The organism is Kluyvera georgiana ATCC 51603 (genome assembly GCF_001654985.1).
Lineage (GTDB): Bacteria > Pseudomonadota > Gammaproteobacteria > Enterobacterales > Enterobacteriaceae > Kluyvera > Kluyvera georgiana.
The window spans coordinates 1-9,015 of the sequence record NZ_LXEU01000026.1 but is presented as its reverse complement, the minus strand read 5'-3'; the positions used below and the strand labels follow the sequence as shown (position 1 = coordinate 9,015).

Genomic DNA, 9,015 nt, shown 5'->3' with positions numbered 1-9,015 from the left:
AATATCTGTTGTTTTAACTATGATTGTATTGATCAAGCCAGCCATAGGTAAATATGACACATGACCTTGAAAGGTTATGTGTCAGATCAAGTCGCGACTAATATATATTATCAATCCTCTTTTTCTTTTTTCTCAAGCGCATCCCGATAACGCTGCTGCTCAACAATACTCAGATTGGGATCAGATAGAACACTCCGCCCCTTCACAGCAATATCGTAACCAATCTGTGATTGCGTCTCATATTCTTTGGTCGGCTTAAAATAATCTGGTTGCGATGCAGATGACGATGCAGAATAACCAGAATATGTTTTACTCCCAGCACAACCAAGATAAGCCAGCAGGCAGGCAAACAGGAAGAACAACGTCCACACCACATTGTATCCATTAAGCGTATATCCGCTTCCATTCACATCTGAAAACACGCCATTAAATCTGACGGCATAGACAATCAGGAATGATGAGAGGATAACAGCCCTGCTTTTACCTACGGTTAAATGCTTACGAATGAATTTCACCGTTGGAAGCAGTGTGACCAAAAACAGCACAATAGCAACAATGACCAACCATATAGGAAACAGTCCGTATTTTTGTGTCGTGTTCTGCGATACCGTCACTAGCGATATAACTAAGAAGGCATTTAGCAGAAAAAGCCTCAACGCCATCGATACTTTCACATTCTTTGATGCCTTACGAAGAAACAGCACTGGTGCCAGTGATGGTATGTTCAGCAGCAGCCCCATGGAAATCACCCAATAGATAGTGTTCATAGCGTCTTTTCCTGTAATTACCGAGCGGCCCAGCCGTTATTGGTCTTCACCAAAATAATTTTCGCTTCTTCGGGTTCAGCCATCCCCTTAACGCCAGAGAAAGCTTTTTTATCCACCCAGCTCGGAACGTCATCGAGTTTCCACGTATAGGTCACTTGTGTCATTTTAACGCCATTGCCTTCACTCGGTTCAGTCCAGCTTTTAACCTCAGCAACAGCACGATGACCAACACAGGCACCATTATTGCTATCCCAAAATTTTGTATTACGACCTTTATCAGTTGTTTCTAATATTGCGACTCTTTTAAACATTTCCTGTTCATATGAAATATTCAGAAAACCGGTATTTTTCAAACCGATTAAAACAGGCTCGACATCATCTCTGCCATAAATATTAACCCTTACAGGAGTACCAAGTCTGAAATCTTCAACAACTTTAGCGTTGTTCTCTTTACTAAAACCATAGCAAACACCGTTTTTGCTGATTTTTTCATTAATGGCTTTTTCGAAATCACTCTTTTCGCCGCAACCTGTTAACAAAATACCAAGAGCTGCAACCGTTAAATATTTACGCATAGTATTATCCCTGAATTAGTGGTTGATAGTGCCGTTTCTCAGAACAACCAGACGAACTGGCATATCGGCGTTGTTGACGGTAGCGAACCCACGGACTTCGAAGTTGTTGACTGTTCCAGTGACACTGACTTTCTGGCCTTTCTTGTAAGTCAGAACGGCATCATCAAGGCCGGAGTAGTAATTGATCCAAACCATTCCGCCGCAGTAGCTTGTATCGGCTGTTTTAAAAAGCAGATAATAGTTAGGTGCTGATTTAGGCATTCCCGTCATCATATCGCTGGCACTTCTGCCTTTCGTAACTTCAAGAACAGTCGTATTTGCGATTGAGATCCGTTTGCCCGTCCATTTTTTCTCTGATGCCATCGCATTTTCTTCATAGTCTTTGCAGACAGCACCAAGGCCAGTAATGGACGTCGCTGGACCACTATCCTGACCGGAAGCTGAAACCCCCAGCGCTTTATCAACGGTGCTGTTCAATGATGACAGTGAAGAGTTAATTGCCCCATTAACGCTATTCATGCTTTCGTTGAGCTGCTGGCAGCCAGAAAGAAACATCAGAGAGACCGCCAGTGGTAAGAAGTTATGTCCTTTCATTTTTCCCTCAAGGATTTAGTCAGATTCGTATACCCCAATCCCGGCGCACTGACCTACAGATCAGGAGTTATCGTCTAATCAATTGATAGAATTGAATTATTTTTAGTGTTCGTCACATCGTTTAAATCGATCGATACAAAACAAATGATAGCTATAAACTATCATAAACAATATATCGATCGATTAAATCAATTAAAAAACCGATCGATAAATCCTTTTTAATCGCTAATAACTATCAATATAAATTAATCGATCGATTTTACAGATCATTTTGCTTGAGTATGTTGGCGCTGGCGACTATGCTGGGCTGAGATAAAGCAGTAAAACAGCGAGGGATGAGCATGGAAATCTTCGAAAAAGATCAAAAAATCGCTTTTGTTGACTCGTTCAGCGATGCTGCTTTGTCTTACGAATACGAACAGGTGGGCTTCACCATTAATTTAATGCAACGCTCGGTTCTTCTCTTTAACCATAATATAAAGAAAAACGTAACTGCCAAGCAGTTGCGTAAAAATAATATAAAGAAAAACGTAATGTCTTCGACATTGCGTAAAAATATGAACAGCACATTTATATATCCATATAGCAACATCAGGGAAATCAACTACTCGCTGCCTGATTGCAGATCCGATGATGCCGAGATCTGTATTATGACTGATGATGTATTAAATCCAGTCAGGACGTTCAGGGTTCCATCTCACGCACATTATATTTGCGAGCAATGGGTGGAAGTATTTAATATACCATATTTTATTTGGCCCATAAAAAACATTAAATAAAAGGGAATTAAATATCTGACTGATGATATTAATTAATAGAATTATTTGCTTTTTAGCAAATTAATGTTTAATTATATACACATATAATATTTGACATCGAGGTATATTTATGTCTGGAAAAAATCCGTTTTGGAATTATGATTATAATGCGGCGCAACGTAATAGAGAAATTGTAGACTCTTACCAACAGGCAAATGAGGCAAGGCTGGATTCTCAACAGTCGCAGTTTGAAGCGTCTATGGCTAATGATAGGGTTAGTAGAATACAGATGCAGTTGAATAACACAATCAATAGCCATAAGAAGGTTGTCGCTGATTATGAGCAACGTCTACAGAAGACTAAAACGGTAGCATTTAAATTAGCTATTCGTTCTAATATATTTGAAAGAACATTAACTCAACTTCAAGATCAGTGGCCTGATAAAAAGGAAAATATTTTAGATGAGATTCAACGTCAAAAAAATCACTGCACAACACAAGAATACAGAGACAACTGGTGGGGTTGGGTAAGTCAGAACGATCCTTCTTCAGATAATAGTTATCTTGATTTTCCATTTCCCGACAGGGAACTAAAACATAAGCCATAAGAAGAACACAAGTATTTCTTCATAAAATCCGATTACGTATATTAAAGCACTTTTATTGTGCTTCCTGCCAACTCGTCTTTTATCTGGATAATATCGATGAATACTCCATATGACGAACCAAATACTCAAGAAGTCAACACATCTAACCTCAAGGAACAAGATACTCTACCCTCAGACTCGAAGAGCAAAAAGAAACCAAAGTTTAAGATACTGGCATTTATCGTTTTTGTATTAATCCTTTTAATTGTTGCCATATATGAATACTTCACTCTAGGAAAAAAATTAAATAACGCATCAATCACCTTTCTTATTGTAATGGTTTTTTCATTGACTATAACAATAAAGAAAACAAGGCAAATAGAAGAATATAATGACGACTCATTTTTCATAAAAACCCTAAGAGCAAAAAAACTATTATCAAAAGCTAAAAAATTAGTGCGATGGTTGAATACCATTCCATTATGGCAGCGCTATATGATATTCTTCACCATATTTATTATCGGATTTCTGATGATGGTTATATAATACTAAAATAGTAGTGAGATGTTGCGCATTAGTATATGGCGATAATAAAATGAAGCACGAATCAACTGTACCAATATTAACTACAAAAAACTCAACGGATTGATTTTTCAGGTCAAAAGGTTTAGAACTATGATGTCTTTACATCACTACCATTAGGGAAATCGCATGTCTGATGCTTTAAAGGTTATCAACAATATTCGCACTCTCCGTGCTCAGGCTCGTGAACTGACACTTGAAACTTTGGAAGAGATGTTAGAAAAACTCACTATCATTGTAGAAGAACGTCGTGAAGAAGAAGCCTCATGTCTAAAACAGCAGGAAGAGAAACAGGCAAAGCTGGAAGCATTCCGTCAAAAATTGCTGGAAGATGGCATAAACCCGGCAGAGTTGCTTTCAACTGTCAGCCCATCGTCTTCCAAGACCGGAGCGAAACGCCCCCCACGTCCAGCTAAGTATAAATACATCGATACCGATGGTTCTGAAAAGACATGGACAGGTCAGGGCCGAACTCCTCGTGCTATCGCTGCTGCGCTCGAAGCCGGTAAAACGCTGGAAGATTTCGAGATCAAGTAATCTTCATACCATATGTCTACCAAATCCGCTCATATTTCTTGGGCGGGTTTGTTGAACCAACCTACAGGGATTAACATGCCAATAAAAGAGTTCTTAATTATGAAATCAAAAGCTTTTATTAACTTCATGCGCACTGAACTAAAAAACACATTTACAACACCTCCTTGCGAAAATAAATTAAGAAAGGCTATTTTTATTTTTTCTTTATTAAATGCCTTAAATATCATAGGTTATTACATCCTCACATATAGTATGCAAATCCTGTTCCTGTTGCCTATTATTTGGGGAGGGTTATTAGCACACGGAACTTACAAGCGCTATGGAGATTTGCTTAGATCTGGTTCTGATTGTGCTCTTTTTCTGGTGGCTACTATTACATCAGCATATCTCGTAATTAACACAGCAAGTGATGATGTCGATTTTTTTGAAAAGCATATGATAAATGGATTAGGTTTTTTGATTACATATGTTTTTGCTGTAGCTGCATCCGTTCGTTTTTATATCAGTGCAATAGATTTATATAATAGCTCTATTTCTTTTAAAAAATCAAAAGAAAAATGAAATCACTCATCCTTAGAGTCCATATCTGCCCTGAGGATGATATACCAAAATACATATATAAAGATAAACAATAAATTAAATGCATAAACCTTTTGATTCATTGCTATTAAGTTCACAAAAACACTCACAATAAGAAATAAATAGTTCTTTTTTCTATGTTCTTTTAGATACCTGATGAATAACATAATAACTTCCATATTGAAAATATGGAAATTATTTAACATCTATCATTAATAAGTCAAGGCAGTCTACAGGAATTTATTCACTTGCCTGAGTCGCTCTTGTCGCATTTGTTTTTAAATTGTTCAGCATTTGCTTATCAACCGGTTGCAGTTGTTGTCCTAACAGAGCCGCAAGCAAAATATTTGTGTCTTCTGTTCTTTCGATTTGAAGCATTTGTAATCTTAAATCAAGTGCCTGCATTCTTGCCTGCTCATGCGCAGTTTCTTTTTCATCAGCACTACTGATTTTTACCTGCCAAGCGTCAGCACCTGTTGTATCTGCATAGCGTGAATAGATCTCATATCTTAACATTTCCCACTCTGAAGGATTATCCGGGAATGTTGAGCCGGGAAATAAAGTTGCATACTTACTTTTTACGGAAGCATCCGACCAAGCAAGGTTTGCTCCCTGCGTAGAACCTAATGTGGATCCTATCTTTGCCCCTCTGGAGTTCACTGATACATTACTTGCTTTTTTCATTGCCAGTATGGAATCAATGGCATTTGTTCCAGCAGTGCTTCTGGAGACAAAGCTCGAAAAGGCCGATAAATATTCTCGTCCTTCGGTTGTATCTTCCAGTCCTTTGTTATTTAATGGTTCAACAGGTAAGTTTCCTATAAGATTTCTTTTTGCAGCCTCAGCGACTTTCATCTGATTGATGCTATAAGACTGGTTTGAAACCTTATTAGACAAAGCATCAGATTTAGATAATGGGGGCGTAATTAAGCTGGATGCAGACTTATCTTTATCAGGATACTGACCTATAGTATTGCATCCACCTCTGTTATATTTCACATCCTCTTCAGAACACACCTCTATTGATACTCGGCCCATAATATTTTTCTTGGCCTCATTTATTCCGGTATTTGCTTGTGTAAAAATTTTAACGCTGTTTTCAGACAAGGCTTCTTTCGCTGAACTTGTATTCGATCCTGCTGAACCACGACCACCCGCCGTTGTAATTTCTTCACAAGCATTAGCATCAGGTATTCTTTTTAGGATATTCTGCATACGCTGTTCTTGGATGGCTTGATTGGCATTACTGACAACTTGATTCTTCTGGTTTTCATTAGCTGTTATCGTTGCCTGTGCCAGTTTATCATTCATCGATACCAATGTTTCGATTAGGCCATTTCCCATAGATTGAGGTGATCGCCCCATTAAATAAGGATCCAGAGTATAGTTTGTGACCGGATAAACAGCCGCTGCATAGTTTGTATATAAAATTGCAAAACATATTACACATGTCAATCCTAATTCTTTTAGCTTAAATTGATTCACTTTCATCACTACTCCTTGTTATTTATTACTTATATTTTAATTAATCAATTTTAATTAAACTGTCAATTGTATTAATGGTTATGATTTATTGGAGTAGTTTTTTTGTAAAAAACATCATTAACAGAAACAAGCCCTGTTCAGTCACTGATCGCTTTAGATCATCATAAAATACTGCTTAAAAAAAATGAGACACATAGTGATTTACGGACGACGTTTAGAAAAATCATTGACTATATTCCCTACCTTATTCTCTAAAGTTGATTTCACAATTTTTATTCCACGCCGTATTTTGCTTAAATTTTTGTTCGCAATCCATTCGCTAGCATGTTTACATCCAATTTCAAAGGCATCCTGATGGTATCCATACGGATTCTTTTTATCTATTTTACTAAGTATGTAGTTCGCAAATGGAAACTTAAGTTTCATACATTCAATAGAATCATCTATTTTACGTTTATTTAAACCATGTAGTATATTCACAACTCCGATGAATTTACTTAGCTGTGGTTTGCCCTGACTCAGGTCCCTGCCAATATCATATACTGCGTTGTCAGCTATAGTAGCTGACATATACTTATGAATTTCACCGAAGGATTTAAACTCTCTCCCATTGCGATCTTTCAAATAACTGGCAATGCTCGGATATGAGTAATAACTCTCGTTTTTATGCGTTGTTCTGTAATGATGTAATGCATTAATAATCAAATCAGAACGAGAAGAATCATACAACCTATCAACGAGAATGCAGCTATATAAATCTGCATAGCTTTCTGTTATTGCTTTATGAGCGATACGAGTCACATACTTTATTCCTTCGACACACTCCCCGTTCAACTTAACAAACGGGTTTAGGAAAGACGCTTCTGGTGTCGTTGGTTCCAGCAGATAACCATCTCGCTTTTCTAACTGGTGATGTATAGCATGGCCTATTTCATGCAGGAGAACGAGGTTAGTCGCTTCTTCATGACTACAATCTGCTGCCAAGAGAAATTTGTAAACTTCATGCTCATTAACCTGATTACATTTTTTCTTATCTTTGTATTTATCTTCATACAGATTCATGCTGATATAAATGCTTTCTGTTCCCGGTTGGTATGAGGTTGTTAACTTACCAAAGAATGTTTTTCGGCTGGGTTCTTGGAGAAAGACATTTACTCTTGATTTCATTTTCGTCCATACAGAAAAATTATAAAAAATGATAGGAATGGTTTTATCTATAACAGGAAGAACAATGCTTTCATTTTTATTCAGTATTCCTACTAACCTTTTATAATCTAATGACTGACTCTGTTCATATTCATCATACTCATTAGTAGCAGAATCCGTTAATACTATCTGATACTCATTAGATAAGAACTCATCGAACAAATTGTCATTTATTAGCTCAACCCTCACTTGTGTATCATCCTTATAGCTTTTACGTTTTCTTTTTTTATTTTATCATCTTCGTCAAGAAAGGCAAAAGCTACCGAAAACTGATCTTTAACATGGTTGATTAAGTAAGCACGTAAAAAACCTCTAACATCAAAGCTGTAGATTCGGTCAATAACAGTCAGACCAATGATGCCATTTTGTATTTCAATCTTGAATTCATCATTATTCATGCTTTGTCTAATTTTCTCTTCTGCATCGACATCTACTTTCATAGCTATAAAGAATAACGTTTTATTGTTGTCATTAGTAAATATTTTAAAATTAGGCTCTATTAATTTATAATCGCCTACTCTTAGCTCTAACTTCATCTATTTATCTCCTTTTAATTAATCTTATTATGGAGATAATCAATTTATAACAGGCTGTCAAACATGTACGAAACTTAAGATATAAAAATTTACTTTCAAGTTGTTTATTTTATTTGCCAGAATACAATGATATTTCACATCAGGGAAAAATAAAATGGGCAGTACTCCCGACGAACTCCGTTTCCACTATCATAATATGGCTGCGATATTAGTTGCAGCCAAAGCCTATTTTCAGGTTTATGAATCCTTAGACGTAGAAAGAGAAAACAAACCAAATTATTACTATACTGTAGCAGATTTTGACGACTCAAGATTATATGATAATCATTTCAAAACTGTAATCGATGGAATGTTTAAACTCATATTTATTGAAATATCATGTCTATTCGAAAAAATAAAAGACACAAATAATGATACCTTTTCATTGCACAGATTTAAGTCTCTACTGAAAGACATCGGACGAGATGATCTTGTCGCACTCATTGAGGATAAGTTGAGGCCACATGAAGAAGTCGTTTTATTTTCATTAGCTAAAAGAAACAAAACAATTGCCCATAGAGATGTCAAAGCATTTTGTCCTGATAGTAAGATATTCGATAAATACAACATTACTATCAACCATATAAAGCGACTTCTTTGTGATATCTCTGAAGTTTTCAAGCATATCCATATTGAACTATGGAAATCCCCAGATTATGATATATTTAGTAGTGATATAATAGCAAACTCCACTGACTATGTATTGTGCTCGCTTAATACGCAATTAAAAATAGATACGTGAGAGCTAACATTCATAAAAAAGAGGACCGT

Annotated in this window: 12 protein-coding genes; 6 read left to right on the top strand and 6 right to left on the bottom strand. The window is 36.5% G+C overall.

The annotated features are described in order from the left end of the window. Positions 1-110: 110 nt before the first annotated feature. From M989_RS06000 to M989_RS05990, 3 genes are read right to left on the bottom strand one after another with little or no spacing between them, the layout of a single operon-like run. Positions 111-767, bottom strand: a complete 657-nt coding sequence (locus M989_RS06000) for a hypothetical protein (RefSeq protein WP_064543321.1) — start codon at positions 765-767, stop codon at positions 111-113. Positions 768-784: 17 nt separating this feature from the next. Then, the gene (locus tag M989_RS05995; protein ID WP_064543318.1) at positions 785-1,342 is read right to left on the bottom strand and encodes a hypothetical protein; all 558 of its coding nucleotides are present in this window, start codon (positions 1,340-1,342) and stop codon (positions 785-787) included. A 15-nt stretch (positions 1,343-1,357) separates the two neighbouring features. Next, the gene (locus M989_RS05990) at positions 1,358-1,936 is read right to left on the bottom strand and encodes a hypothetical protein (protein WP_064543316.1); all 579 of its coding nucleotides are present in this window, start codon (positions 1,934-1,936) and stop codon (positions 1,358-1,360) included. Positions 1,937-2,277: 341 nt separating this feature from the next. Here M989_RS05990 and M989_RS05985 point away from each other — a divergent pair, with 341 nt between their 5' ends. The 5 genes from M989_RS05985 (at position 2,278) to M989_RS05965 (ending at position 4,960) form a co-directional block, all read left to right on the top strand. Next, complete coding sequence (locus M989_RS05985) at positions 2,278-2,715, top strand: hypothetical protein (protein WP_245191232.1); 438 nt, start codon at positions 2,278-2,280, stop codon at positions 2,713-2,715. Positions 2,716-2,824: 109 nt separating this feature from the next. Beyond that, positions 2,825-3,301, top strand: coding sequence for a hypothetical protein (locus M989_RS05980; RefSeq protein ID WP_064543312.1), 477 nt, complete (start codon positions 2,825-2,827; stop codon positions 3,299-3,301). A 96-nt stretch (positions 3,302-3,397) separates the two neighbouring features. After that, positions 3,398-3,826 carry a hypothetical protein gene (locus M989_RS05975; protein ID WP_064543310.1) on the top strand — a complete coding sequence of 143 codons (429 nt, stop codon included), beginning with the start codon at positions 3,398-3,400 and terminating at the stop codon, positions 3,824-3,826. A 165-nt stretch (positions 3,827-3,991) separates the two neighbouring features. After that, a complete protein-coding gene (locus tag M989_RS05970) occupies positions 3,992-4,399 on the top strand; it encodes an H-NS family histone-like protein (RefSeq protein WP_064543308.1) in 408 nt (135 codons plus the stop codon). A 12-nt stretch (positions 4,400-4,411) separates the two neighbouring features. After that, positions 4,412-4,960, top strand: coding sequence for a hypothetical protein (locus M989_RS05965; protein ID WP_157093519.1), 549 nt, complete (start codon positions 4,412-4,414; stop codon positions 4,958-4,960). A gap of 258 nt (positions 4,961-5,218) precedes the next feature. On the opposite strand, the gene M989_RS05955 is transcribed toward M989_RS05965, so the two are convergent. The 3 genes from M989_RS05955 to M989_RS05945 all read right to left on the bottom strand — a co-directional run bounded on the left by M989_RS05955 (position 5,219) and on the right by M989_RS05945 (position 8,205). Then, a complete protein-coding gene (locus tag M989_RS05955; protein WP_064543302.1) occupies positions 5,219-6,469 on the bottom strand; it encodes a hypothetical protein in 1,251 nt (416 codons plus the stop codon). Between the two features lie 195 nt (positions 6,470-6,664). Continuing rightward, complete coding sequence (locus M989_RS05950; protein WP_064543298.1) at positions 6,665-7,858, bottom strand: hypothetical protein; 1,194 nt, start codon at positions 7,856-7,858, stop codon at positions 6,665-6,667. Next, positions 7,855-8,205 carry a hypothetical protein gene (locus M989_RS05945; RefSeq protein WP_064543297.1) on the bottom strand — a complete coding sequence of 117 codons (351 nt, stop codon included), beginning with the start codon at positions 8,203-8,205 and terminating at the stop codon, positions 7,855-7,857. The genes M989_RS05950 and M989_RS05945 overlap by 4 nt, the downstream gene beginning before the upstream one ends. A 154-nt stretch (positions 8,206-8,359) precedes the next feature. Here M989_RS05945 and M989_RS05940 point away from each other — a divergent pair, with 154 nt between their 5' ends. Continuing rightward, positions 8,360-8,986 (top strand): hypothetical protein, encoded by a 627-nt coding sequence (locus tag M989_RS05940; RefSeq protein ID WP_064543295.1) that lies wholly within the window; start codon positions 8,360-8,362, stop codon positions 8,984-8,986. Positions 8,987-9,015 lie beyond the last annotated feature (29 nt).

Bases quoted from the DNA above. Each gene is read 5' to 3' on its own strand.
- M989_RS06000 (WP_064543321.1), bottom strand. From the start codon at position 767: ATGAACACTATCTATTGGGTGATTTCCATGGGGCTGCTGCTGAACATA.
- M989_RS05995 (WP_064543318.1), bottom strand. From the start codon at position 1,342: ATGCGTAAATATTTAACGGTTGCAGCTCTTGGTATTTTGTTAACAGGT.
- M989_RS05990 (WP_064543316.1), bottom strand. From the start codon at position 1,936: ATGAAAGGACATAACTTCTTACCACTGGCGGTCTCTCTGATGTTTCTT.
- M989_RS05985 (WP_245191232.1), top strand. From the start codon at position 2,278: ATGGAAATCTTCGAAAAAGATCAAAAAATCGCTTTTGTTGACTCGTTC.
- M989_RS05980 (WP_064543312.1), top strand. From the start codon at position 2,825: ATGTCTGGAAAAAATCCGTTTTGGAATTATGATTATAATGCGGCGCAA.
- M989_RS05975 (WP_064543310.1), top strand. From the start codon at position 3,398: ATGAATACTCCATATGACGAACCAAATACTCAAGAAGTCAACACATCT.
- M989_RS05970 (WP_064543308.1), top strand. From the start codon at position 3,992: ATGTCTGATGCTTTAAAGGTTATCAACAATATTCGCACTCTCCGTGCT.
- M989_RS05965 (WP_157093519.1), top strand. From the start codon at position 4,412: ATGTCTACCAAATCCGCTCATATTTCTTGGGCGGGTTTGTTGAACCAA.
- M989_RS05955 (WP_064543302.1), bottom strand. From the start codon at position 6,469: ATGAAAGTGAATCAATTTAAGCTAAAAGAATTAGGATTGACATGTGTA.
- M989_RS05945 (WP_064543297.1), bottom strand. From the start codon at position 8,205: ATGAAGTTAGAGCTAAGAGTAGGCGATTATAAATTAATAGAGCCTAAT.
- M989_RS05940 (WP_064543295.1), top strand. From the start codon at position 8,360: ATGGGCAGTACTCCCGACGAACTCCGTTTCCACTATCATAATATGGCT.